We start from the raw sequence: 26,039 nt of genomic DNA, 5'->3' as shown, positions 1-26,039 counted from the left end.
CGTCACAGGCCAAGTGCGAATTCTGCGTCAGAGGTGATGTTTGCATGAAGGATGCCGAAGGGTCTGCTGGTATTTCTTGATTTCGGAGTGCCTCGGCAAACGGTCAGACTTACACGCCCTTACCCATAGCACCCGAGGCCAGAAATTGGCTCGGGTGCGGTGCGCAAGACAAGTTTGCAAATTTGGAATAGCGGTCGGCGTCAGTTCACCAATCCTGACTCTCTTGCCGAAATCAGATAGTCCGCTTCGATGTCAGCCAAGGCTTCGCTGGCGGATTTCTCACCGTTCAGGAAGGCAGGAATGCCGTTTCCAAGCGCGGTGTGCATGATCGCCATCGCTTGGCTGGACGGATAGAAAACAGCCCCGCCCTGCATGGTATCGACCACGCCTTGCGCTTCCGGTCCAGGTTCATACCCGTCGACCAACCAAACCGCGAGGTCGTTGTTGGCTTTCACAGCCTCGGTATCGGTGCCTTCCATCGCGATCTTAAAGGCGGCTTCGGCGGCTTCGTCACTGATGTTCTTTGAGATGGCCCAGCCACCCCACCAGTTCGACGAGGCCGGGCGGCCACCTTCAACCGGCACTGGCGCTATGGACATGGTCACAAGGCCCACCACCTGGCTTTCCGCTTCGTCGTCCATGGCTGCCGCGCGCGTGGCCCAGAGGTTGGCCATGGCGATCTTTCCTTGCTGAAACTGCTGTTGCACATAGGTAGAGTCCGACACCGAGTATTCGGGATCCATATAGGCGGTCAGTTTCTTCATGGTTTCCAGCGCGGCAACGCCGTTGGCGTTGTTGATGGTGGGCATGTTGGCGCTGTCAAGGAATTCACCCTTGTAGCCCAGATACATATTCACGAATTCCTCGGCCACATTCCAACCGGATTTGTAGGTTCCGCCAAGCGGATAATCCACGACACCTGCTGCCTTGATCGCTTCGGCAGCGGCCAGTACATCGTCATAGGTTTCGGGGGCCTCAAGGCCGAGGTCGGCGAAGATGTCCTTGCGGTACATCATATGCTGATTGTTCACCCGCGTCGCAATCGCCATGATTTGACCGTCATAGGTGATGAACTGGTTTTCTCCCAGTGACGCACCATGTTTTTCGACCAGATCATTCAACGGGCGTATCGTGCCGTCGTTCAACAACGATACGATACCGCCATTTGTGACCATAACAATCTGGTACAGCGCCGGGTTTACTTTCAGCGCCTCGTTGATTTTCTTCTGGAAGTCGGCATCCAATTCAGCGGTGAAGTTCCCGCATTCGGCCATAGCCTCAGTTTCCGCTTTCACCGCAGGGAAGGAATTCCCCAGAAATGAAATCGGGATCGTGTTCTCAAACGCGCAATCTGCCCAAGCAGCACTTGCGGTTAACAATAGTGCCGTAATCGTTCCAAGCGTTCGCATCACTTTTTCCTCCCTGATTGTTTCTCATGCTCCGAAGGCACGGGTCAGCCTGTCCTGACGTCGTGGCGGCATGTTTTCGTCCAGTGTTTTCAACAACCGCTCGCGCACCATGAGATGCGCGGCGTCATCCCAAATGTTGTTCATCTGATGGGGATCATTTTCGTAAGCATAAAGTTCACCCGCGCCATTCGGGTATTTGTCGGTCCGGTCATACCGCGTACAAATGAAGTCGCGGGTCACGATGGATGACATAGCGATGGTCTGGCCGCTGTGTTCCTGTTCCCATTCGCAGATGATGAAGTCGCGCTCTTCATCCACATGGGTCGGCAGGACATGACCTTGCATCCATGAGGCAGGTTCGGCCCCTGCCGCACGACAGAAGGTTGGGGCCAGATCCACAAGGCTGACGGGTTGCCCATAGGTGTGGGCCTCGTAGTCAAAGTCTTTCGATGGCCGCCAGATCAGAGGCACGCGCATCAGGGCATCTACGTGGAACGGTCCCTTGAACAAAAGGCCATAATCCCCCTGAAGCGATCCGTGATCGCTGGTAAAGATGATATGGGTATCTTCCAACCACCCCCGCTCGGCCAGTTTTTGCAACACATTGCCGATGGATTCATCCACAATTTCATTCATGATATGGACCATCGCGTTGATCTCGCGCACCTGATCGTTTGTCATGTCCTTCGGCACGAACGTGTTCGGCATCTCGCTGTTGGGATAGCGCGTGCCTTCGTAATATTCCGACCAATGTTCGGGTTTGGTGGCCAGCAGCTTGCGAATAGCCTCAGGTGTTCCGGGATGCGCCTCCGGCAGATCAAGGCCGTCCCATTTCACCCGCGCTTTTTCTGAACTGGGTGGCTGGAATGGGTGGTGTGGATCGCCGAAACTGAGCCAGAGGAACCAATCCTCGTCATCTTGCCGCCCGTCCAGCCATTCGTTTGACCGATCCGCCAGCCAATAGGAGTGATAGAACTCTTTTGCGATCTGGTTGTCATGGACCTGGATGGCACCTGTATCTCCGCCACCCTTGGTATTCAGCTTTCCGTCATCACCTTGCTGGCTGAGATAATGCTCGAACTGACCGGGGCAGTTGCGCTCCATCCAGACCTGATAATGGTTCCGTGCCACCCCTTTGCCATGGGACGAAATCAGCACATGTTCGAAACCCCTATAGGGTCCGGTGTCATCCCGCCCCGCCGAACCAACCTCCCAATACTTGTCGGGTTCACCCAGCACGGGTTGCAGGTGGCTTTTACCGATCAGGGCGGTTCTAAATCCTTTTGCGGCCAGATGCTCTGCGAATGAAGGCGCGTCCTCGGGCAGTGGCACACCATTCACGTATACGCCGTGCGTCGCGGGGTATTGCCCAGTCACCATCGTCGCCCGAGAGGGCATGCAGGTGACGTTATTCACATAGGCGCGCTCATACAGGATGCCCTCTTCGGCCAGGCGATCCAGGTTCGGTGTCCGCGCCACCTTGCCGCCCATACAGCCCAAAGCGTCAAAGCGTTGCTCATCAACCGTAATGAATAAAATGCGTGGCATAAGAGGAGTCCCCGTTTGATGTGCACCGACAATACAGCGACTTTTCATGCTCGAATAATATTGTATTGTTGCACATCATTCGAAAATGATATGATCTGCGCCATGCTGAACCCAAGACATCTTGATGCTTTCGCCGCGGTGGTACGCACGGGGTCGACGATTGCCGCTGCGGACGCGTTGAATACCTCGCAACCCAGTATCAGCCGGATGCTGGCCGCTCTCTCTGCCGAGACGGGGATCACCCTGTTTGAAAAGTCTTCGCAACGGTTGCGCATCACGCAGGAAGGCCAATTGTTTTATGAAGAGGTGGTTCGGTTCTACGATGGCTTGGACCACTTGCAGGGTCGTGTCGCCGAAATCAGAACGCTCGCCAAAAGCGAGTTGCGCGTGGCGTCGATCCTGGCCGCCTCGATCGAGGTTGTCCCAAAGGCGCTCTGCGCCACTCAGGAACAACACCCACGCCTGAAGACGATCTGCAATGTCAGATCGCATAGTCGCGTCGTGGACATGGTCGCCGCAGGACATGCCGATATTGGCGTATGCAACAAGATCAAGCTGCCGGAAGGTGCCAAGCAGGTGCATGCCTGGTCTCCCAAATGCGTGGTCGCAATACACCCCGACAACCCGCTTGCAGAGAAAACGGTCGTGACGTTGAGCGATCTCGAAGACGCAAACTTTGTGTCATTGGGCGAATTCTTCAACAGCACCTATGCGGCTGACCCGAATGTCGCAGAGCGTTTGAATACGGCGACACAGGTGGTGAACCTGTCCTTACCCGCAGTCTGGCGTATCCGCGACAACAAAGGCGCGGCGGTGATTGATCCCTTCACTGCCAGTCTCGCATCACAAATGGGGCTTCTGGTTAAGGAATTTGACGAGGAGGTAACCTACCCGATTTCGCTGATCCAAACCACAACCGTCCCACAGTCTGTCACCGGGCAACAAACACTCGATTCAATTGCGGCAGAAATTGAAAACTTGTTGCAGCTTCACACGCTTGAAGCGTCGATGCCTGAAACCCCGTTTGGCGGGGTCAATTCCAGTGGCTATGGCCGCTAACGGGTTACGGAAGGCCTCGACAACTATATGGACGTCAAGAATGTCTGGCGCGCTGCCACCATTGCCTAAGGGCGACAGGGCAAAGTTTGCGACAGAACCGTCAAACCACTTTCAGAAGATAGGTCCGCATCGCTTCGGACTTGCCCTTCAGAAAGAGTTCACTTGTTTCGAAGTCGAGCCTTCGAGAGCTCAGTTTGTTGTATACAGCTTCTGACAGAAGGATTTCATTTTCCAACGCTTGGCTTTGGAGACGGGCAGCGGTGTTAACAACGTCACCGACGGCCGTAAAACTTCTGGATGAGCCAGTGGCCATCTCTCCTACCTGCGCGACGCCCAGATTTATTCCGATCCCAACGCCCAGCATACTGGGTTCAGATCGTATTCTGTCCAACAGACGTTGAGCTGCCCGAAGCATTACGTCGGCCGTTTGGTCCCTGAGCGACGCCATCTGAACTGGATAAATCGCCATGACCTGATCTCCGATAAACTCGATCAAAGCATCGTCACGGGCAATTTCTTTTTCGGCGATACCATAGAACCGAGTCAGCATGTCGGCGGCTTCGGCGGGTGAATGCTGTTCGGACCAAGGCGTAAAGCCTCTCAGGTCGGCGAACAGCAACCCTACCTCGGCATCAAGTGTTTTCGTCGGCAAGCCTTCAAAACAGCTTCTACAAAAGTTCGGGTTTTCCGAGGAGGGTTTAATGCCCAAAACCCTGCCAAAACCGCGAAAGGGAACCAGGCATAGACGGCACCTGGGCGATGCAGGAAGCAACCGAGTGAACATCCGAACACGCCCCACGAAACCGCTCTGGCAAAGACTGAAGGCGAGTGGCTGATTGTCCGACGTTAACTTTTTGATCAACCAAGCGTCGTGATTGTAAATCAAAACTGTAAAACCAATAACGAGACACAGAAATAAAAGGGCGCCTGCGAGGATCGAAAACTTGAGCCCCACGTAGATCGCCGCGGCCAGAAACGCGATCTGAAAGGTTAAAACACCTGCTTCGATGAGTCGGGCGTTTCTCATCATCAATCCTGTCGAAAGATATCCGGCATCCTATCATTTTTGGCGATTCGTAAAAATATGGGCCACGTTATCTGCGCCTAGTGGAAACTATGTTCGGTTCAGGTCTTGTTGGAGCCCTCGGTCGTTCCTGTTGATTGCGTCGATCCAGATTGAATTTCGGCGTTTCTTGGAATGACAAACCGTTCTGACGTAAGCTCCATCAATGGAACGTCGACTTGCCGCGATCTTGGCCGCCGATGTGGTTGGCTATTCACGCTTGATGAGCGCAGACGAGGTCGGCGTGCTGCGTGCGCTCAAAGCCCTTCGGTCAGAGTTGTTTGATCCGCTGATTGAGGCGCACCATGGTCGCATCGTCAAACTGATGGGTGATGGAACACTCGTGGAGTTCGCGTCGGTTGTGGATGCAGTGAACTGCGCAACCGAGATTCAACGTGAATTGGCGGAGCGAAACGACGGCCTGTTGCCGGAAGAGCGACTTGACCTGAGGATCGGCATAAACCTTGGCGACGTGATGATCGACGGCGATGACCTTTATGGTGACGGCGTCAATGTCGCGGCGCGGCTTGAGGAGTTGGCGGAGCCGGGAGGTGTTTGCGTGTCTGAAGCTGTTGCAACTCAGGCAGCGGGCAAAGCGAATGCGGGATTCGAATATCTGGGCGAATCTCGCTTGAAGAACATTTCAGAACCGGTGCGGATTTATAATGTGAACCCCCAAAGCAGGGCGATCAGCCGCCAGAGCTGGAGCCGGAAACACGGGACTGTGGCAGCAATCGGCGGAGCGCTTTTGACCATTGCGGTGTTTGCGGTTTGGCAATTCGCCCCCGGACCGGCGTCCGAAGATGCAGCTTCGTTCGACGAATCCATGACGCTGGTCCGGCCAACGGGACCGACGATTGCAGTTTTGGCATTCGAGAATTTGAGTGGGGATCCGGCGAAGAACTATTTGTCCGACGGCATCAGCGAGGATGTGATTATCGAACTCGGACGCTACCGCGACCTCAACGTCTTGTCGCGGCATACCACCTTCGCCTACCGCGGGCAGCATCAGGATGTGCGCGGGATCGGTGAATCCTTGGGGGCAGATTTCGTGCTTGAGGGAACTGTACGACAGGCGGGTGATCGTCTGCGGGTCACCGCGCGCCTGATTGACACTCAAAGCCGAGCACAGGTCTGGTCCGAGGCATTCGATGAGAAACTGACAACTGCCAATCTATTCGATGTGCAATCTCGGATCACAGAGCGGGTTGCAGTTGCGATAGGCGACACGCGGGGTGCCATCAGGCGCACCGATGAAAAGCGAGCCAGGGCGAAACCACCTGAAAGGCTGTCATCGTATGAATGCACTATGTTTTATGACGATCTGTACGATAGGCCGGATGTTCAAAAACGGGTCCACGGCTGCATTGAAAGAGTGGTCGCAGAAGAGCCCGACTATTGGCGCGCATGGGCACAACTGGCCGAAGCATTGCGTGTAGATCTAAGTTTTTTCGGCAATCGCTACGCCGGCACCTATGACGAAAAACTCAACCGGGCTTTGGCCGCTGCCAACAAAGCCAAGGCACTGAACCCAAACTCGGCCCGCGTCCGATTGATCTTAGGTACTCTTTTGCTCATGAATGGGGATCGTGGCGGTTTTCTCACCGAGGCTGAAGACGCTCTCGTGGTTGGTGGCGACCGCAGTGTGGAAGCTGAAATCGGGTACTGGCTGATCTGGACCGGGCAATTTGACATGGGTGCGGCGCTTATCAGGCGGGCAATCGACCTTGACCCGGGGTCGACCTTCAAGGACTGGCACCAGGCGCTCTCGGAATACCACTTTCACAAAGGTGAATACGAACTTGCGCTTGCCGAAGCGCAAAAGGGCGTGCTGCTGGATTATTGGTGGTCAATGCTCCCCGAAATTGCCGCGCTCGCTGAACTTGGACAGGCTGACGAACTTGAGCGCGCCCTCAACCGGCTAGAAGCCGCACGTCCCGGCGTGAAAGTTGCCGATATTGTGTGGGTGTATCGCCGTTATCAGCGTCCGGACTCTCTCATAGCGCCCTACGTTGACGCCTTCCGAAAAGCAGGGTTGCCGGAAGGCACCTACCGGGCACTGGATATGAATGACCGGGGCTAGATCCGCCGGATATGTTCGCGGCGCACGCTCATGGAGTTTATCGGGACGATGCCAGGCTCGCTTGCCCGGTACTATGGCGGAAGCTACAGTCAAGGCATGAAGTGCTAGTGGGGAAGCGCGAATGTCAGTTCAAACCGGTTATTTACTGATCGCCGATATCACCGGGTATACCGGATATCTGACGCGGTCAGAGTTGGAGCATGCCAACCCGATCATACGGTCACTGCTCGAGGCGATTGTTATCGAGTTGAAGGACCCGATGAAATTGCGGGGCCTGGAAGGTGACGCGGTTCTTGCCTATTCAAGCGGGCCATTCCCTTCTGGCGAAACCTTCCTCAACATATGCGAAAGCCTCTATCGGGCGTTCGCCGAACGCCGCCGGAACATCGTGCAAAACACGACTTGCCCCTGCAACGCCTGTCGCAACGTCGCCGATCTCGATCTGAAAATCCTTGCGCATCACGGGAAATTTGAAGAGCTGTCGATCGGGCCGATGAAGGATATTTCCGGCGCCGATGTCATATTGGTGCATCGTATGGCGAAGACCGACGTTAAGGAGGAAACCGGTATCCGCAGCTACGCCCTGTTCTCGGAAGACGCGTTTCAGGCAATGGGCATCACATCGGATCTCATGCAATATAGCGCTCAGTTCGAGCATTTTGGTGACGTGCCCATGCGGGTCTACGACCTTGCAGCGGCCTGGCAAAGATACCGAGAGATCGCCGGGCCGGTGCGCGTGACCGATGAGGATGCCGTCTTCACAACCCGGCACATTCTGAAGGCCCCACCGGTGGTTGCCTGGGAAATGCTTACGGACCCCACGCTCAAGATGCGCTGGATGATGTTGAGAGACGCTTATCGGGAAGGGGATGTGTCGCGAACGTCGGCTGGCGTGCGTCTGCATTGCATTCATGAAGCGGCTCATTTTCAGATGCTGATCGTCGATTGGAATCCATTCGAATATGTGACCGATATCCTCCACAATTCGTCCATCGAGGGCCTTACAAATCTTGAGACCTATGAGTTGGCCCCGGTGGAAGGAGGGACCGAGATTGTCTATCGGATGGGGCGGTTGACGGACGCCGACGGCAAACATCATCCCGCAGAGGAATCTGCGGTCATTGATCTGTTCGAAAACTTTTATCCGGTGGCTTTCGGAATTCTGGACGACATGGCGTCGGAGCTTCATCAAAACAAACAAGAGTAGCCGAAAAATTCCGGTCGACTGACAGTCGGAACTTCCATCGAGGGGTATCCAATCCCCGTGAAACCTATCTCGTAGGGTTATCTGTCGTTCGACCGATCAGGATCGTGTTTCAGGCAATTCTACCCCTAATCCAAAAGGGGAAGCATCATCACGAAGGAGCTGAGGCCATTCAATGCGTTAAGGGACTGGTCAGATTGGGCGTCTCAGTAACGGAACGGATTTGTTTCAGAGTCTCAAATTCCCTCGACGCGATGTGAATTGGCAGCGCGCGCATAGTCTGCTCAGACTCCTTCCATCTTAGATTTGGACAGGACTTTCGCCATGACGATCAAACGCCGCCAATTCATGAGGCTGGGACTTGCTTCTGCAGCCGCACTCTCATTCGGAACTCCTGCTGCATTTGCCGCAGACAAGGAACGCACCGGCAGTCTGTCCGGGCGTCGTGGGTATAACGTGAAGGGGACGGTTTCGGTCACCGGCGATACCGTCACACTCAAAAGCGACTATGTTTTTGACCCCGGTAAGAACCCACCGGACATCAAAATCGGTTTCGGCAATGGTGAGACCTATGCCAAAGGCTCAAAGATTCACGACAAGCTGACCGTCAAGAAAGGCGAAGCCTCGTTTAAAATCCCAGCCGGGATCGACATCTCCAAGTACAATGAGCTTTATATCTATTGTGAGAAGTTCACTGTGATCCTGGCCGTGGCCCCGCTGAGTTAAGCGGCCTCTGAAAGCATTGGAAAACCGCCCGCCAAGATGGGCGGTTTTCGTCTTTTTACCCGGCATCCGGGGAGGACAGATTTGTACCGTCAGGATTCCTTCTTTGACCTGTCAGGTTGGGGGCAGGTCGGGTTGACGTTACTAAGCGCCATCCTTTTTCTGCTGATGGTGCTACTGGCTCGGCGTGTCTTGCGCCGTTTCCCGATCTGGGCGCGGTTCTTCGGGGCGCTTTCCCTGTTCTGGCTGTTCGTGTGGCTGTCGCCGCAAATCTATTACATGTATTACCGGTTGGTCATTCCGGACCTGCCATTGCAATGGGTGATCTGGCCGCCCCGAGATCCTCTCAAACCTTTGGAAATGCTGGTTTTCTCGTATGAACGAAATCTCAGCGCCCACGGACAGGGCATCCTTGGCTGGGCGGTCATTCTGGCGGCTGTCCTACCACGCAGGCGAGCGGGTTGATCAGGGGGTTAGCTCTGTTCCCTGGTCGGCTCGATCTGATCAAAAATCGCCGTACATATCTGGTCCATTTCCAGCGCAAAGAAGTTTTTGGCAGCGGCCTCATTCGGATGGTACGGGTCCTTGACCATGCCGTTCTTGTTCAACCGGAAATATTCCTTGTTGCCCTGGTTGGCCGCGACCGTTTCGGGCGTGGCACCGGGTATGAACGAGCACCGCAATCCCGTGACCTTGAACGCGTCCATCAGGTTCTTTTGCGCCCGCAGACGCAGATCCACGATCTTTTTCTTGTAAGCAGGCGCGGTGGTCATGAAAATGCAGGGCAGGTCCGGGGGCAGTTGCGCCTGAAGGCGTTCAACATCCCGGACGGCGGCTTTGGGGCTGTTGGCCCACCGCTTGGCCGAGTTGCCCAGAAAGGACATGAGGATCAATTTAGGGTCATAATAACCGTCCCGCAGCATCTCTTCGAGCGGCGAGGTTTTGGCGGCGCAGAACTGATATTCCTTCCCTTTGCCAATCTGCACATACTTGTTGTCGGTTTTGTTCACGAACCCGTAAGTGCCAGCGTTCACGTTCCATTTCGGATCCACCTTGCAGATCGTGTCCTTTGCCCGCCCCGACCTGGCGGTCCACGAGTCGATTGAACTGGACCGGACACCAATCACCCCGACCCGCATTTCCCCAAGGCGTTCAAGGTGCTTTTTCTGCCGGGCATCGGGGTGGCAGTGCTTTTTGATATCACTGAAAAACTCCAGAAAAGCCGGGCCCGACCCAAAGGATATCTGGCTGTCCCCGATAATCAGGATCTCGGGCGAGGTGAATTCCCCTGCGCCTGCCCCCGGAGTGGTAAAGGCCAAGGCGCAAACAGTTGCGATCATCTTTTTCAACACCTGCATATCCCCCCTGCAGTCATTGCGTCTATTTCACGGCCGAAAACACCGCGTCGCAGAATTCGGTCGTGTTGATCTCAAGAAACGCCCGAACCGCAGCCGGGCTTGGATGGTGCGGGTCCTTGACCTTGCCCGCGTCGTTGCGCCGAAAGTAAGCGGGCTTGCCTTCAATCGCGGCACGTGTCTTGCTGTTGAACCCTTCGACCACGGCACATTGCGTTCCTGCCTGCCGCAAGGCGCGGGCGATTGCGGTTTGGGCCTTCATCCGTTTGTCGTTGGTCTTTTTCAGATAGACTGGCACGCTCGAGATGAAGATGCATGGAATGTCGTCCGGAATTTGCTCCAGCGTGCGGCGTGCATCCTGTTGGGCCAATTCGGGCGTATTCGCCCAGCGATCGGATGAATTGCCCAGAAAGGTCAGGACCAGCAATCCGGGACTGTAATACCCGTCATCAAACATCGCCTGAAACGCAGTCTGTTTGGGTTTGCAGAACTGATAGGCGCTGCCCTTGCCGATCTGGATGAACACGCGGTCGCGTTTCCCTTCGATACCATAAGCACCAGCGTTGACCCCGAATTTCTTGTCGACATCGCAGATCGCGCCTTTTGCAGCCCCATTGGGCGATGTCCATGACTGCAAGGACGTCGAGCGGACGCCGATCGCAGCAGTCTCGCGGTTGCCTAACTTGCCCAAGGCCTTTTTGCGTTCAGGCGTTATCTTGCACCGATCCTCCAGCTCATCGAAGAATCTCAGGTACTCTTTGCCTGCGCCGAACGAAATCTGGCTGTCCCCCAGGATCAGAATATCCGGTTGCGCCGTCGCGGGCTGTGCACTCAAAACCGAAACAGCGGCCAGCCAAAGTCCAAAAACTGATGTTCTGAGCAATGCCACACATTCACCTTCTACAGTCGCGACCGAGACCGGACCAAACCCGGCACTTCGCGCCACAATGCGCGATCATGCGGTGTAACACCAATCAATACCTGGTTATATCCGCCGCGCCTGCGGAAAATCGAAATATCATGACAGTGCGGGCGCGATGGTTTAGGTATTCACCTTAGCAAAATACCCAAGTCTCGGTGGGCTCCTTGGAACAAGTTACCTTTACGTTTGAGATGGGAGTGGTGTGCGTTCTGTTGGCCTTCACCGTCTTCTTGTTCGTTACAGAGATTGTCAGAATTGACCTCTCCGCCATACTGGTTCTGGTCCTTGTCGGACTTCTCAGCTACGCGCCGGGGCTTGAGAACCTGGCAGATGTTACGCATCTGTTTGATGGGTTTGCGTCAAACGCTGTGATTTCGATCATCGCGGTCATGATCGTCGGGGCCGGTTTGGACAAAACCGGCATCATGAACAAGGTTGCCGCGGTCATTCTGAAATATGGCGGCACGGCCGAAAATCGGGTCCTGCCGATTATTTCGGGAACGGTCGGGGTTATTTCGTCATTCATGCAGAACGTCGGGGCGGCCGCACTGTTTCTACCGGTCGTCAGCCGCATTTCCTCGCGGTCGGGGATTCCACTGTCCCGCCTGCTGATGCCCATGGGGTTTTGTGCCATTCTCGGCGGCACGATGACTATGGTTGGGTCTTCTCCGCTGATCCTACTGAACGACCTCGTCCAGACTGCAAACGAAGGGCTGCCTGAAGGCCAAAAAATTCAACCCTTTGGCCTGTTCTCGGTCGCGCCAATCGGGGCGGCCCTGATCCTGACCGGGATCGGGTACTTTCTGCTCTTTGGGCGCTGGGTGCTGCCCGGAGATACCGGATCCGACAACACCGGCACAGGGCAAGGAACGCAGGAATACCTGCAACGGGTCTACGGGTTGCAGGCAGAAGTTTTCGAAGTGATCGTGTCAGAAAAAAGCCCGTTGGTCGGGCAGATACTGGCTGACATCAACCATGAAAATCATCTCTACATAATATCCACCTTCTATCGCGGTAAGACGTCCATGGTTCAGGTGCTGACCGCCGAGATCGCCGCTCCGTGCCGGCTTGCCATCATAGGAAATCGCTTGGTCGTCGAACAGTTTGCCGAGAAATTCGGCCTGACGGTTCTTCCTGAACTGGATATCTTCGTCGAAGAATTTGCACCAACCAATGCAGGAATTGCCGAGGTTGTTGTAACACCTGACAGCAAGCTGATCGGGAAATGCCCCCGCGAGCTTTTGTTCCGCAAGACCTATGGCATGTCGCTGCTTGCTATTCACCGCGGAGAAGAAACACTCAGCCACGTCGAGACTGAGACGCACGAATCTACTCAGATCGGGCTCGAAAACTTTCACGCGGGCGACATGCTTGTTGCGCATACAAGGTGGGACAACCTGATGCGGGTCAAGAGAGATCCCGATTTTGTGGTCGTGACAACCGATTTTCCACAGGATGAGCTGCGGCCCCAGAAGGTCGGTTGGGCTTTGGCCTTTTTCGCAATTTCGCTGTCGATGATACTGTTCACCGACGTTCGCTTATCCCTTTGCCTTCTGACAGGCGCCGCCGGAATGATGCTCACGCGAGTACTCAGTGTCGATGAGGCATACAGGGCGGTGGGTTGGAACACGGTTTTTCTGCTGGCATGCCTCATACCGCTGGGACAAGCGGTGCAAAATACCGGGACTGCGGCGTGGATCGCCCAGCAAATCATGATCATTTTGAACGGTTGGCCAATTTGGGCGCTTCAAGCCGGTGTCGCGATCTTGGCCACCGCGTTTTCACTGGTTATGTCAAATGTCGGGGCCACCGTTCTGCTCGTGCCCCTTGCGGTTTCGATTGCCGTAGCCGCCGGCGGAAACCCCGCGGCCTTTGCGCTTACAGTTGCAATCTCGACCTCGAACAGCTTCATCATTCCAACCCATCAGGTCAACGCGCTGATTATGGGGCCCGCGGGGTATAAGGTAATGGACTTCGTGCGCTCCGGCGGCATCATGACTGTTCTGTTTTTGTTGGTTTCCTTGGTGATGCTCAACGTGATTTTCTGAACAGCCTGTGCAAAACGGACATCCGAGCAAGCGCATTATCCTAAGCCGTTAAGGGTCAGATGCGCGGACATTGCCGCAAAATAAACTGCCTGAAAAGTTCCACTGGTTGTTCTGGAAGAGTTTCAGTGTCGAACAAAGCTGTCGATGTTAGCAATCATTTTGGCAAAATCGGGCTCTGACGAGAATAGCAAGTGGTTGGGGCTATTCAATTGCACGAACGACGCATTCGGAATCTGGGACGCCAGTCGTTTTCCCTCCGAGAGCGGGGCCACCGCATCCCTGTCGCTGTGAAGAACTAGTGTTGGCAAAGAAACTTTCGGTAACAGTCCGCTGACGTCAATATCGTCAAACAAAGCGCGAAACTGAGCGATATTCTCTGCTGGCCCGCAGAGCTTTTGAAACTCATTAAACCATTGCATTTCTGCCTTGGTTGCATCCGGCATGAACATCGTGGTCAAGATTTGCCGTATTGCAGGATTTTCGTTTCCCCAGCTATTGCGGATCAAATTAACAAGGGCCTCACTTTCCTCAATCTCTGCGTCATTGCCGCGATGTTTGCGCCCTCTTGAGTATCCTCCACTTAATACGAGATGGGAAATGCGTTCCGGATGTCTAAGCGAGTAAGCCACCGAAACAGACGCGCCCTGCGACAAGCCCAGTATTGCCACCTTTTCATAACCGTAGGCATCTATCACGACTTCCATGTCGTCGACCATGCGCTCAAAACTAATGTCAACATCCGTCCATTGAGACAGACCATTTCCACGCTGATCATAGCGAATGACGGAAAACTTGTCTGACAGGTGTCGTATGTAATCGCCATAAGCTGGGTTCTGCCAATCTTGTTCCAAGTGGGTCATCCAGCTTCCGGAAATCAGCAATGGGGGCCCTTCGCCGGAAACAGTATGGGCTATGGATGTTCCATCCCTTGAGTGGCAAAATTTTACGGGAGGCAACGGATCAGGTTGGTCTGGGAAATGACCAGAGTGAGAAATCTGATCTTCACTGGAAAGAATGGAAACCGGCCCGATCAGCCTAAATCCGCGTCGGCCCACGGTCTCAATGTAACGCGGGTTTTTTGCATCATCGCCAAGCGCTTTTCGAATCTCGAAAATGTACTCACGCACAAGATCAGGATTAACGAACAGGCCGTGCCACGCACCTCGAAGAATTTCTTCCCGAGACAGGACCGCCCCGGACTTGGAAATCATATACTCTAGCACTTCGGTTGCTTTTGGCGATAGCGTCGATTGAACCTGTCCTGATGACAAACTGCCATCTTTAAGATTCAATACCCATCGCTTCATGCATGCCTCCAACGCTGCCCACAAGGTTCAACGATACGACAACGATAAGTCAACGGCGTCGTCAGCTTAATACGGATACCCTAGACCGCAGAGCCAATCAGGAAATTGCGCTATGCCTCAAATATCAACGAACAAACTGAAACGGACAACAGCAACTAGAAATCATGTAACCATCGGCGAAGCTGGGCCGTTGTTACTGCGGCTTGCAAACCAATTGGAGGAAGCGATTTGCCACGCGCTGATGGATGGCAACGTCTCGTTAGCTGAAAGGTTGGTTGTGTCACAAACCGAGTTAAAGAAACTCGCCTTAACTTTTGATGGGCACAACTCCTAAACCAATTGGCGACCAAGCCAGTCGATTTAGTGGTCAACGAAGTCACAAGGTATGAAACACAGCGGCCGTTGTATGGCGGGTGCGATAATCTGCGTCCTGCGACTGACACATTCTCATTCGAAAGCACGTTACGGGCTATACATCTGCACCAAATACCATTATCGGCGGGTCTTTCCCGGCATTTGGTGACCCATGCAAGACTTCTCCGCCCTTCCGAAAACCCTATCCCTAGCGCTAACCCAAAAAGGCTATAGCGGTTTGACGCCTGTACAAAAGGCTGTGTCAGACGAAGCGCTGGCGGGAAAAGACCTGCTTGTCTCTGCGCAAACCGGGTCCGGCAAAACCGTAGGCTTCGGGCTGGCAATGGCGAAGGAGCTTCTCGACAAGCACGGTCGGTTTGACCGACCAGCCGTGCCGCTGGCTATGGTCATCGCACCCACGCGCGAGCTGGCCTTGCAAGTCCGGCGAGAGTTCGACTGGCTGTTTGCCGAGGCCGGGATCGTCACTGCGTCGGCCGTGGGTGGCACGGATGCGCGCACCGAACGCAGGACGATCGAGCGCGGTGCGCATGTCGTGATCGGCACACCTGGACGCCTACGCGATCATATCACACGCGGGGTCATCGACCTGAGCGATTTGAGGACCGCCGTTCTCGACGAAGCCGACGAGATGTTGGACATGGGGTTCGCCGAAGACCTTCAATACATCCTTGATCAAACGCCTGAAAGCCGCCGCACCCTGATGTTCTCGGCCACTGTTCCGCGCGGTATTGCCAAGCTTGCGCAGACTTACCAGAAAGAAGACGCACAGCGGATCAAGGTCGGCAGCACAGAAGCTCAGCATTCGGACATTACCTATAGCGCCTTGAACGTGGCGCCGTCAGATATCGAAAAAGCGATCATCAACTTGCTGTGCTATCACGACGCACAGACCACGATCGTGTTTGCAAATACCCGATCCATGGTTGCGCGTCTGACAGCAAAATTCTCCAATCGGGGGTTTTCTGTCGTCTCTCTGTCAGGGGAACTTAGCCAGACAGAGCGCACCAATGCACTGCAAGCCTTGCGTGACAGACGCGCGCAGGTCTGCGTCGCAACGGACGTGGCCGCCCGTGGCATTGATCTTCCGGGGTTGGAGTTGGTGATCCATGCCGATCTGCCTTCGAATGCGGAAACGTTGCTGCATCGCTCGGGGCGCACGGGCCGCGCCGGGCGCAAGGGAATGTCCATCCTGATTGTTCCAGGTCGGCACCGCTCCAAGGCGCAACGATTGCTGAAAACGGCCAAGTTGGAGGCCGAATGGGGCGTCCCGCCCTCGGCGGATGAAGTTCTTGCGCGGGAAGAGGCGCGCATCATTTCCAATCCTGCCTTGGATGAGGTGCCAAGCGCCGAGGAAACTGCTTTTGCAGAACGGCTGCTTAAGGGAAGGACACCAGAACAGGTCGCGGCAGCCTATTTGCGCCTCTACCGAGAACGCCACTCAGCGCCGGAGATTCTGGGAACGGTGCCGGAGCCTGGAAAACGCAAACCTGATACGCGCGCGGCGTTTGGGCCAAGCACTTGGTTCTCGCTTTCCCTGGGTCGCAAACAGCGCGCAGAGCCGCGTTGGTTGTTGCCAATGCTGTGCCGCAATGCGGGTCTTTCCAAAGACGCCATCGGCGCAATCCGCGTTCAATACCAAGAGACCTTTGTCGAGATTGCCAATGATGCCGTGCCCGCAATGAAACAAGAATTGGGGGCTGGGCTCACCATAGAACAAGGCGCGACCCTGACCGAGCTGGCGGGCACACCAGATTTCGATGCCTCTCCTAAGGGGCCGCCTGCGGCAGCACATTCATCGGACGACGCCGCCGAGACCAAAAAGCCGCGTTCAGGCAAACCGTCAAAAGCTGCGCGCAATTCCAAACCTTCAGAGCAAGATACCCAATTCGCGCCCAAACACCCAAAGGGCAGAGGGAAATCCGCCGCAAGCAAATCGCATAAGCAAGCGCGCAAAGACAAACCAAAGCAGGCCAATGCATCGGACGCGCAGCGGACAAGCGAGCGCGGAACGGCAAAGCCACAACCCGCAACGAAGGATCAGAAGCAGCAAAAACGAGACAAGAACGCCTCGGACGCTTCCAAATCTCTGAGAGAGCGAAAGACGCCTCACAACGCCAAGAACAAAAACACCGCGCGTTCGAAAAGCAGAAACGTCAAGGGCGGAGAAGCAATACCTTTCCGCAAGCCCTCAAAGAGAAGTTGAGCCGTCAGATACCTGTCAGTAGGCGGGGGGACAAAACCCGATCCCCCTGCCCCCAAAGGCAATTGGACTCGCGCATCGCGTATCGCCAGCACAGGATGATCTGAATAACCCTTTCCTTCGCAATGGTGGTCTTTCACTTCTACGTGGTCATTCGGAGCGCCGCAGCTTTGAAAAACATGGTTGGCGCTGCGCATCAGGAAACGCTTCCTCCCGCGCCGGGCTATCATCTGAGAGCTCTGTAGGCGTCCAAAATCTCGTTGGCGAGCAGGTCGATATCAGGGTAGTCGGTTGCATGGTTGATCACCGAAACGCGAATGATCTGTCGATCGTTCCAAACGCCATGGCTGGGATACACCCGGGCCCTGTCTTGAATTCTTTCTAGGACCTTCGTCGTTAACTCGTCTGTTTCGAAGGCTATGGCGACCTGGTTCAGAACGACCTCATTCAATATCTCGACGCCCGGAACAGCGCCCAATCGGTCTGCCAAATGTGTTGCAAGGGCGCAGTGACGCGCAATCATCGACCGTACGCCTCGCGCCCCTAAATGTCGAATAATTGCATAGCTCGGAATGCCCCGCGCACGCCGGCTTAGCTCGAGCGTGGAGTCGCTTGGTTCCCAAGTCTCGCCCAGTTCTGGAAGATATGCGCCGCGCGCGCTCATCGCGGACACCAAGGCTGCACGGTCGCGCACAATGCAAAGCCCGGCGTCATACGGCGCGTTGAGCCATTTATGCAGGTCCACAGCCCAGCTATCTGCACCATCAACGCCTTCCACCCGATCGCGCAAATCGGGCACGGCATGCGCCCATAAACCAAAGGCGCCATCCACGTGCACCCAGCCACCCGCGTCGTGAACCATCGGAATGGCCTCTGCAAATGGGTCGGAGGCACCCGTATTGATCTGGCCAGCTTGGAGAATAACCAGTGGAGGTTGCTTGCATTCCGCGAGCGCCACTTCGAGCGCACTGATCGAGATGCGACCTTGATCATCGGTTGAGAGGCGTGTCGCTCGACCAAGCCCAAGCCCTGCGTAGCGCACGCCAGCCATCGGCGCGGAATGGGCCGCATCCCCCAAAATGACCGGAATGTCCGGTGCGCCGAAGAGACCATTCTCAACGACGTCCCATCCTTGTCTTTGCAGTAGGGCGTCACGTGCCGCGATGATGCCCTGGGCATTGGCAACAGTTGCCCCGGAAACGATCCCAACGCCGCTGTCCACAGGCAGGCCCAGAAGTTCAAGGCACCATTGGCAAACAGTTTGCTCGATTAGGGCAGCCGACGGGCTTTCCCAAGAAGAGGCAGAGTTTTGACCCCATGAGGTCACAAGAAAATCCGCAGCCGCGCCCACTGGCATAGAGCCACCACACACATAACCAAAGAACCTGGGGGACGTATGGGCATGGAGGCCCTTGCCAGCAATCGCAATCAAATCCTCGATCACGGACGATGCGGCTGTCCCTTGATCGGGAAGTATGCAGTCGAACTCCATAGCCAAGTCTGACGGGCGCAGTTCTGGCTTGACCGCGGCCTCCGCAAGGGTACCTCGGTACGCTACCGCCTCGAGTGCTGCGGTTAACATAGCCGTGCGGTCGTCTGCACTCAGCGGCGCTATCTCATTATCCGGCATGCAAATCTTTCTCGATCAAATTTTGTAGAAGAGAGGCTAGCTGGCGTTGGGAGAGCAGTCGAGCTTTTCCTCAGTCAACGCAGGTGTTTGCCTGCGGCCAGACCGGACATTCATACACTTGCTTTGACGGGCAGCGAGTTCCGTACGTCGGAAGTTGCAAAGCCCAGTTTGTCAGGCTTCAAAGCTCTCCATTTGAGGCTTTGCCGAGTGCAGACAACATTCAATAATTTGTTAGCTGGCTTCCAAGAAACTAAACACAAATACCTCAGTACCAGCAGCTCACCTCATCGGCTTGCACTGCCTTGCCACCGATCAGGAAATCTCGGCATCAGATTACTCTCAACACGAGCAGGGTTGAAACATTTGCCGCGCTTGCGCCGACACACCCAGACTGAGTTTAATCTCTATCGGACAGCTTCCAAATTTTCTGTTCACTAAATCCTCGAATGGCCCTTGAGCCTATGCTTTCAAGGTCAAACTGGTCTTTGAGGACCTCAGCGACCTCATCCTGCACAGTGATCTGCATGGGCTCCGAGAACTCTTGCAAACGCGAGGCGAGGTTAACCGCCGGACCAAAGATGTCGTAGACATATTTCTGGATACCAACGACAGATCCGACCACGGAACCGGAGGCCAGACCGATGCGGCACCGCCATTGATGCGGGTGGCTCAGATTGCGGCGGTTGAGGTAGCGCACGAAACGGATGGCCGTATTTGCAATCGCCTTGGCGTGATCCGGCGTCGGATCTGGCAATCCTGCCACGGTGATATAGGCATCTCCGATTGTTTTGATGCGCTCGCATCCGAATTGCTCACCGATCCGGTCAAACGCGCTGTAGATGTCGTTCAATTCCGTAACAGTGACACTTGGGTCTTGCGAAGCAACCATCTCGGTGAAGCCAACGAAATCCAGCATCAGCACCGACACCGGATCATAAAGCTGAGGCGTTACAACACCGAAGGTCTTATATTCCTCGTAGACAGATCGAGGCATCAAGTTCAGCAGCAGTTTCTCGACCTGTTCCTTTTCCCGTTTGAGCTCACGCGTGTTCCGCTCGACCATCATCGAGTAGGAATCGATCATGGATTCCAACTCTTTGATGCGGGTTATGTTCTGGCAGACCAACACCAGCACGTCGTCATGGGCGACCGTGAAATCCATCGCGATCACCAGGGTCCTGCGTTTCTTCTTGAAACTGATTTCCGAAGTGTGACGCCCGGCTTCGAGCAGGTTCTTTTGTACGGTGCCAACATCCAGATCGGGAAAAAGCTGCTGCAACTGGCGCGATTGGTTTTCACCGTTGAACCATTCGGTAAACGTGTCGTTGCAGAACCCGAATTGCAGCGTCTCGCGGTCCAGTAACGCGACACCGACACCGATGGCACGCAGGAGCTGTTCATTAATGGCTTCGATAGTCATGGATTACCTAACAATCAGGGGGCGACGTTTCCCGAATTCAGCGATGACGGCCGCAATATCATCGGTTTCCACCTTGTGTTGCTGCAGGGCGTCTTGCAAAACCACTTCCAACTCATCGAAATGCGCGTTGGATATGTCGAGATGCGAATGCAACTGGCGCAACTGGTTGTCGGTATAGGAAGCTGGGCCACCAAGAAGAGATGCAATAAATTTGGTTTGGTGATCGACCAATTTGGCCATATTCACCTCGTCGAAGAATGGGCCGACTTCATCATTGTCGAGAAGTATGTCGTAAAACGTGATCACGATCTTGCTGATGTTCGAAAACCCGCCGTATTTCTCATAAAGTGTGCGTTCAGCCATGCTGAAACCCTTTTCAAAAGCGATTGCTACAAATTCAAGTCACGCATTTTAACGGTAGATATCCAACACCAGCTGGCTTGCAACCAGAAGGTGTTGGACAAAAGCGCCGTAATATCAGCGACGTACGGCTACGATTTCGGCATATTCCGACGAGATACACAGGGTCTCATTTGTCGAAACATCAAACTTTTCGATTAAAGCCATGATGTCGTCACGCAACGCCGTCTGTCCCGCTGGATCAAGCGCGTCAAACGCCTTTTGCATGGGGCCGTAGAATGTTTGGAAGTATTCCAGAAAATGCTCTGCCGAGCGGTAGCGGAACATGAAGTTCTTGCGTTTGAACGATGCCACGTCACAGGTGCCTCCAAAGGTTTCGTCCACCCAATCGCGACTGCCCCAAAAAGCTGGAGAATTGACGCCTGCTGGCGGCGCAACGTGTTTGCCGATGGTTTTGAAAAGCAAACCGATAAAGCTGTCAGGGGTCCAATTTGCCATTCCGATCTTGCCGCCTGGCTTGACCACACGCTGCAATTCCGCAGCTGATTGCTGTTGGTTCGGCGTAAACATAACCCCAAAGGTCGAAACAACCGCGTCAAAGGACTGGTCGCCGAAAGGCAGGTTTTCCGCGTCGGCCACCTTGTAGGTGACGAACAGACCTTCAGCCTTGGCGCGCTGGCCGCTGGCCTGTAGCAGCGCCTCGACGTAGTCTGTCGAGGTGACATCGCAAAAGCGCCGGGCGAAGGCCAGTGTCGCGTTGCCGTTTCCTGCTGCGACGTCCAGAACCGTGGCACCCGGCATCATGTCCATGGCCTCGGCAAGCTCTTCACCGGTGATCTGAAGGGTCACACCGACCTTGCTGTAATCGCCTGATCCCCAGGCGACGTTCTGCTTTGCTTTGATGGCTGTAAAATCCGGTGCGGGAGTATTGGATGCTTGAACATTCATTTTTTTGATCCTCTTTGTGTTGTGCTGATCTGACTTCAGCGATTGCTTAAATTGCAGGTGGGTTACGCGGCTTTTTGATCCGGCCAACTAATATTCACCGCTGGGCGTTCGGAGTTGGTTACATGTTCGATAATTCTCGAGTTGACCCAGTCGGGCTGGAAAACCGGAGCCATGTGCCCCAGTTCCGGCAGCAATGCGACGCGTGCACTAGGCAGTGCCTTGGCAATAGACAGCGACGTCTGCTGGGCGATCTCAGGCGAGTCCAGCCCGGTCATCACCAGCGAAGGCATTCGCAGCCCGGACAGGTCCTTCAGGTCCCAGGTCTCGGCAAATCCGTTGGCAAAGTCGGTCATGACCGACGAGATCTGACCAGTAAACCGGTTCTGAACCGCACTTGGAAGGCTGCTCCAGAAACCGCCTTCATTCCAGAAATCCAGAAAGTGCCGCATACCTGCCGCGGGGTTACCATCACGAACCGCAGCCGTGACCATATCTGACAAACGATTGATTTGGTTAAACAGCCCCTGGCTGCGATCATCCCCGTGCTTGAGGAAATGAAACGCCGCAGGTTCATAGACCGTCAGGCTTTTCACCAGATCAGGGCGCAGCAGGGCAACCTTGAGTGCAATACCGCCACCGTTCGAATGACCGACCAGATGTACCGGGCGCTCTAGCGCCTCGATCTCGCGGATGACAGGGACCGCCGCAACTGCCGCGCCTGTCTGTGTCATGTCCCCCTCAACAGGGTTCCGGCCATATCCGGGCAGATCAAGCGCATGGACTGAAAACCGATCTTTCAGGTCTTCGGCCAGACGTTGCCATTGGCTGCCATTGGATGCGGACGAATGCAACGCGACGATGGGTGCGTTGGTTGTTTCAGTGAAGCTAAACGAAAAACTCATTGTTCTAACCCAATTACGTTTGTGATGGGCTAAAACTGGCTTTTGATTGTTTCAGTGTGATTTCGGAAAGGCCCGCATAGCGTTTCAGTTGTTGCTATGTGAATCCGTTCACACAACTCGCTATCTTGTTTGAAACACAACAGGATTTTGGACGTCTGTCACAAGAACGGACAGCTTGCGAAACAATTGAAACACGAGACGCCAATTTTGAAATGGCATTGAAACACTGCTATCGTAGACATTTAGGATGACACTGGGCATGGCCAACGATTTTGAAGAAATTGAGAAAGCGCGGGACCTTCTGCGCGATGCCATCGAGTCACTGAAAGAAGGGTTTGCCCTTTATGACGATGACCGTCGTCTGGTGATGTTCAACCAGCGTTATGCCGAAATGAACAAGGGGGTTTCCGACCTTCTGGAGCCCGGCCTTGATTGGGAAATCCTGATGCGCGAGACCGCGCGGCGGGGTATCTATGCAGGGGCCATCGGCAACGAACAGGAATGGGTCTCGGAGAGGCTGGCCAATGGGATCGAGTTTATCCAGGACTACGAACTGGTCGAAACCGACGGGCGCACCTACCTCGTCTCGGTTCATCCCACCAAGTTCGGCGGCTTTGTCGTTACGCGCGAAGATATTACCGAACGAAAGCAGGCCGAGGTTGAGGAACGCGATGGCGATCTTCTGATCCGAAAGGTACTGGATGCAAGTTCGGCCATTGTCACCATGGCGCGGATAGGTGATGGCCGGATACTTTATCGCACCCCTGCCGCGTTGCAGATGTTCGGCCCCGCCAAATCAGCCAAAGAGCACTATCTGAACCCCGATGACCGCGCCGATTTCATTACACTGCTGTTGGCCGACGGGCATGTGGATGACTACAAGCTTGATTTGGTGAATGCCCAAGGTCAGACCTTTCCGGCGTCGATCTCTTCGCAACTGATCGACTACAAAGGCGAAGAAGTTATCGTCACCAGCATCATAGACCTGACGGAGCAAAAAAAAGCGGATGCCCTTATCCGACACGTGATGGAAGCCTACCCAGCAGCCATCAACATGACTCATGCCGAGACCGGCAAAGTGCTGTTCGCTACGCCCGAAATCAAGGCTCTGTTTGGCGATGCGGACAGTTCCAAATCCTATTACGCAGACCCGTCCGAGCGGGAGCGATATCTCAAGGACCTACGACAGGCCGGATCGCTCAAAGACCGGCGGATGGAGTTCGTTGATGTAAATGGGCGCCGCTTCTGGGCAGCGGATTCATCGCGTCTAATCGAATTCAACGGTGAGCAGGTCATCGTCTCGAACACGCGCGATTTAACTGAAGAACTGGCGATCGAAGCCGAATTGACTAAGCAACGCGAGTTGCTGTTCCAGAACGAGAAGATGTCAGCTTTGGGCGAATTACTTGCTGGCGTGGCGCATGAGCTGAACAACCCACTATCAGTCGTTGTCGGCCATTCGCTGATGCTGAAGGAAGAGATCACTGATCCAGATCTAACCATCCGGATCGAAAAGATCGGTAATGCAGCTGAACGATGTGCCAAAATCGTAAAGACATTTCTTGCAATGGCGCGGCAACAACCCAGTAAGATCGAACCGGTCGATGTGCCTGCCATGATCGAAACCGCCGCAAGCGTGGTGGACTATGGCAGTACCTCAGGTGACATCAGCATCAAACGGTCCCTGCCCGTAGATTTACCGCCCATTGCAGGTGACGCGGATCAGATCACGCAGGTCATAATCAACCTGATCATCAATGCGGAACAAGCCATGGCTTCATCCGGTGTCGGTGACACGATTTTGCTGGCTGCCGAGGCTCTCTCAGACCCTGCGATGATCGAAATCACGGTTAACGATAACGGCCCGGGCATCCCCAAGAATATCGCCCCCCGTATTTTTGAACCCTTCTTTACCACCAAGGAAGTCGGTGACGGAACCGGCATAGGCCTGGCCTTCTGCCACCGGATCATTCTATCGCATGGCGGCCAGATCAGGTTGGACCAGACCAGCACATCCGGCACCTGTTTCCGGATCACCCTACCCGCTGCCAACACCCAAAGCCCAAAGGCGGACATGCCGCAGGAAGCAATCTCAACTTCGGCCAAGTACAGGGCCTTGGTGGTGGATGACGAGGTGGAAGTGGGCGAGCTGAACGCCGAAATTCTGCGGAAGGAAGGCTTTGACGTTGAATTCGTCTCTTCGGGTGAAGAGGCGCTAAGTCAATTACGCGCATCACGCTACGATATTTTCCTCAGTGATCTGAACATGCCCGGTGTAGATGGCCGCGAGATATTCGAGACGTTGAAGACGGACTTTCCCGAAATGTTAGACAAGACTGCCTATATTACCGGCGACACGATGGGCGAAAGCTCTTTGGGCTTATTGAAGGAGTCGGGCTTGCCCTATCTTGAGAAACCTGTGTCACCGTCCGAACTCAGAACGCTTGCGGGACAGCTTCTAGCAGACCAGAAGGACCAATCTGATGGATGATCAAAAAACCCATATTCTGGTTTGCGATGATGAAATCGACGTGCGCGAGATGCTGCAGGAGTACCTTGGCAAACGTGGCTATCAGGTTTCGGCTGCCTCAGGAGGGGACGAACTTCGCGCCATCATCGCGGCAAGCAAGGTGGATGTTATGATCATGGACATCAATATGCCGAAAGAGGACGGACTGTCTATTCTCAGGTCTTTGCGGCCTGACAATACGACCCCGGTCATCATGCTGACCGCGGCGGGCGATGTGGTCGATCGGATCATCGGGCTTGAAATGGGTTCCGACGACTACCTTGGTAAACCGGTCGATCTGCGCGAACTGGAGGCCCGGATCAAGGCGGTTCTGCGCCGCGGGGCCGGAAGCGAGGCTGAAGCATCGGAAAAAAACAGCGGTGAACTCGTCTTGTTCGGTGACTATACGCTGGACAAGGACGCCGCAAAACTTCTGGCCTCTGACGGGACCGAAATTCAATTGACTGCGATGGAGTACCGTCTTCTCAAGGTTTTCTCTGACAACAAGGGGCGTGTCCTGAACCGTGACCAGTTGCTGGAACATGCCCATGACAGGTCATGGGACCCGTTCGACCGCAGCATTGACATCCGAATCTCAAGACTGCGCCGAAAGCTTGAAGCCAATCCCGAAAAGCCGGAAATCATCCGCACCGTGCGCGGGATTGGCTATGTGTATGATCCGAAGTAAGCCCGTCGCCATCGTTGTTTGATCGTCATGGCGACGTCGCCCATGCACGTCTGTCAGCCCGTAAGGGTCGCGCATGTCACCGCTCCGTTTTAAGGGCCGTGAATGACGCAGCGAAGCGAAGTACGATGCATCGTGACTCTAGAACCTGAACGTGGCCGCCACCGAATGTAGATTATGAGCCTCCCCAACTGAACTGGTCCACCGTTATGTTTAGGAAACGGAGGACCACGAATGGCAAACAAGAGACCGAAGCCCGAAGAGATTGTCTCGAAGTTACGGCAGGTTG

20 protein-coding genes are annotated in these 26,039 nt (G+C 54.8%); 9 read left to right on the top strand and 11 right to left on the bottom strand.

Annotated elements, in window-relative coordinates; translation table 11 throughout:
• Positions 1-200: 200 nt before the first annotated feature.
• Positions 201-1,409, bottom strand: coding sequence for an ABC transporter substrate-binding protein (locus ACR0MS_RS17675; RefSeq protein WP_480576764.1), 1,209 nt, complete (start codon positions 1,407-1,409; stop codon positions 201-203).
• A 24-nt stretch (positions 1,410-1,433) separates the two neighbouring features.
• Positions 1,434-2,957, bottom strand: coding sequence for a sulfatase family protein (locus ACR0MS_RS17670; protein ID WP_480576767.1), 1,524 nt, complete (start codon positions 2,955-2,957; stop codon positions 1,434-1,436).
• 102 nt (positions 2,958-3,059) lie between these two features.
• Between ACR0MS_RS17670 and ACR0MS_RS17665 the strand changes: the two genes are divergently transcribed.
• On the top strand, positions 3,060-4,016 hold the full coding sequence (locus ACR0MS_RS17665; RefSeq protein WP_480576771.1) for a LysR family transcriptional regulator: 957 nt from the start codon (positions 3,060-3,062) through the stop codon (positions 4,014-4,016).
• Between the two features lie 100 nt (positions 4,017-4,116).
• Here ACR0MS_RS17665 and ACR0MS_RS17660 read toward each other — a convergent pair whose 3' ends face one another.
• Positions 4,117-5,043, bottom strand: coding sequence for an adenylate/guanylate cyclase domain-containing protein (locus ACR0MS_RS17660; protein ID WP_480579003.1), 927 nt, complete (start codon positions 5,041-5,043; stop codon positions 4,117-4,119).
• A 202-nt stretch (positions 5,044-5,245) separates the two neighbouring features.
• Between ACR0MS_RS17660 and ACR0MS_RS17655 the strand changes: the two genes are divergently transcribed.
• From ACR0MS_RS17655 to ACR0MS_RS17640, 4 genes are all read left to right on the top strand, one after another.
• Positions 5,246-7,162 (top strand): adenylate/guanylate cyclase domain-containing protein, encoded by a 1,917-nt coding sequence (locus tag ACR0MS_RS17655; protein ID WP_480576776.1) that lies wholly within the window; start codon positions 5,246-5,248, stop codon positions 7,160-7,162.
• Positions 7,163-7,283: 121 nt separating this feature from the next.
• Entirely contained in the window at positions 7,284-8,369 is a 1,086-nt protein-coding gene (locus tag ACR0MS_RS17650) for a DUF2652 domain-containing protein (protein ID WP_480576779.1), read from the top strand.
• 321 nt (positions 8,370-8,690) lie between these two features.
• Positions 8,691-9,092 carry a DM13 domain-containing protein gene (locus tag ACR0MS_RS17645; protein ID WP_480576782.1) on the top strand — a complete coding sequence of 134 codons (402 nt, stop codon included), beginning with the start codon at positions 8,691-8,693 and terminating at the stop codon, positions 9,090-9,092.
• Between the two features lie 81 nt (positions 9,093-9,173).
• Positions 9,174-9,554, top strand: a complete 381-nt coding sequence (locus ACR0MS_RS17640) for a hypothetical protein (protein ID WP_480576786.1) — start codon at positions 9,174-9,176, stop codon at positions 9,552-9,554.
• An 8-nt stretch (positions 9,555-9,562) separates the two neighbouring features.
• Here ACR0MS_RS17640 and ACR0MS_RS17635 read toward each other — a convergent pair whose 3' ends face one another.
• On the bottom strand, positions 9,563-10,447 hold the full coding sequence (locus ACR0MS_RS17635) for an SGNH/GDSL hydrolase family protein (protein WP_480576789.1): 885 nt from the start codon (positions 10,445-10,447) through the stop codon (positions 9,563-9,565).
• A gap of 22 nt (positions 10,448-10,469) precedes the next feature.
• Positions 10,470-11,390, bottom strand: coding sequence for an SGNH/GDSL hydrolase family protein (locus tag ACR0MS_RS17630; protein ID WP_480576792.1), 921 nt, complete (start codon positions 11,388-11,390; stop codon positions 10,470-10,472).
• Positions 11,391-11,530: 140 nt separating this feature from the next.
• Here ACR0MS_RS17630 and ACR0MS_RS17625 point away from each other — a divergent pair, with 140 nt between their 5' ends.
• Entirely contained in the window at positions 11,531-13,414 is a 1,884-nt protein-coding gene (locus tag ACR0MS_RS17625) for an SLC13 family permease (protein ID WP_480576796.1), read from the top strand.
• Between the two features lie 122 nt (positions 13,415-13,536).
• Here ACR0MS_RS17625 and ACR0MS_RS17620 read toward each other — a convergent pair whose 3' ends face one another.
• Positions 13,537-14,721 carry an alpha/beta hydrolase gene (locus ACR0MS_RS17620; protein WP_480576799.1) on the bottom strand — a complete coding sequence of 395 codons (1,185 nt, stop codon included), beginning with the start codon at positions 14,719-14,721 and terminating at the stop codon, positions 13,537-13,539.
• Between the two features lie 592 nt (positions 14,722-15,313).
• Between ACR0MS_RS17620 and ACR0MS_RS17615 the strand changes: the two genes are divergently transcribed.
• The gene (locus ACR0MS_RS17615; protein WP_480576802.1) at positions 15,314-17,299 is read left to right on the top strand and encodes a DEAD/DEAH box helicase; all 1,986 of its coding nucleotides are present in this window, start codon (positions 15,314-15,316) and stop codon (positions 17,297-17,299) included.
• A gap of 223 nt (positions 17,300-17,522) precedes the next feature.
• Here the strand turns inward: ACR0MS_RS17615 and ACR0MS_RS17610 are convergent, their stop codons facing one another.
• The 5 genes from ACR0MS_RS17610 to ACR0MS_RS17590 all read right to left on the bottom strand — a co-directional run bounded on the left by ACR0MS_RS17610 (position 17,523) and on the right by ACR0MS_RS17590 (position 22,556).
• Positions 17,523-18,926 carry a pyridoxal phosphate-dependent decarboxylase family protein gene (locus ACR0MS_RS17610; protein WP_480576805.1) on the bottom strand — a complete coding sequence of 468 codons (1,404 nt, stop codon included), beginning with the start codon at positions 18,924-18,926 and terminating at the stop codon, positions 17,523-17,525.
• Between the two features lie 397 nt (positions 18,927-19,323).
• The gene (locus tag ACR0MS_RS17605; RefSeq protein WP_480576808.1) at positions 19,324-20,346 is read right to left on the bottom strand and encodes an adenylate/guanylate cyclase domain-containing protein; all 1,023 of its coding nucleotides are present in this window, start codon (positions 20,344-20,346) and stop codon (positions 19,324-19,326) included.
• Between the two features lie 3 nt (positions 20,347-20,349).
• Positions 20,350-20,709: a group I truncated hemoglobin gene (locus ACR0MS_RS17600; RefSeq protein WP_480576811.1), complete on the bottom strand. Its 360-nt coding sequence runs from the start codon at positions 20,707-20,709 to the stop codon at positions 20,350-20,352.
• Between the two features lie 114 nt (positions 20,710-20,823).
• Positions 20,824-21,654: a class I SAM-dependent methyltransferase gene (locus ACR0MS_RS17595; protein WP_480576814.1), complete on the bottom strand. Its 831-nt coding sequence runs from the start codon at positions 21,652-21,654 to the stop codon at positions 20,824-20,826.
• A 62-nt stretch (positions 21,655-21,716) separates the two neighbouring features.
• Complete coding sequence (locus ACR0MS_RS17590; protein ID WP_480576817.1) at positions 21,717-22,556, bottom strand: alpha/beta fold hydrolase; 840 nt, start codon at positions 22,554-22,556, stop codon at positions 21,717-21,719.
• Between the two features lie 259 nt (positions 22,557-22,815).
• Here ACR0MS_RS17590 and ACR0MS_RS17585 point away from each other — a divergent pair, with 259 nt between their 5' ends.
• Positions 22,816-25,047, top strand: a complete 2,232-nt coding sequence (locus ACR0MS_RS17585; protein WP_480576820.1) for an ATP-binding protein — start codon at positions 22,816-22,818, stop codon at positions 25,045-25,047.
• The gene (locus ACR0MS_RS17580; RefSeq protein ID WP_480576823.1) at positions 25,040-25,753 is read left to right on the top strand and encodes a response regulator; all 714 of its coding nucleotides are present in this window, start codon (positions 25,040-25,042) and stop codon (positions 25,751-25,753) included. The genes ACR0MS_RS17585 and ACR0MS_RS17580 overlap by 8 nt, the downstream gene beginning before the upstream one ends.
• The last annotated feature ends 286 nt before the right edge of the window (positions 25,754-26,039 follow it).

Source organism: Ruegeria sp. CJ2 (assembly GCF_056536745.1).
Note: the sequence above shows the minus strand (reverse complement) of the source record. Positions and strands in the feature narration are given on the sequence as shown.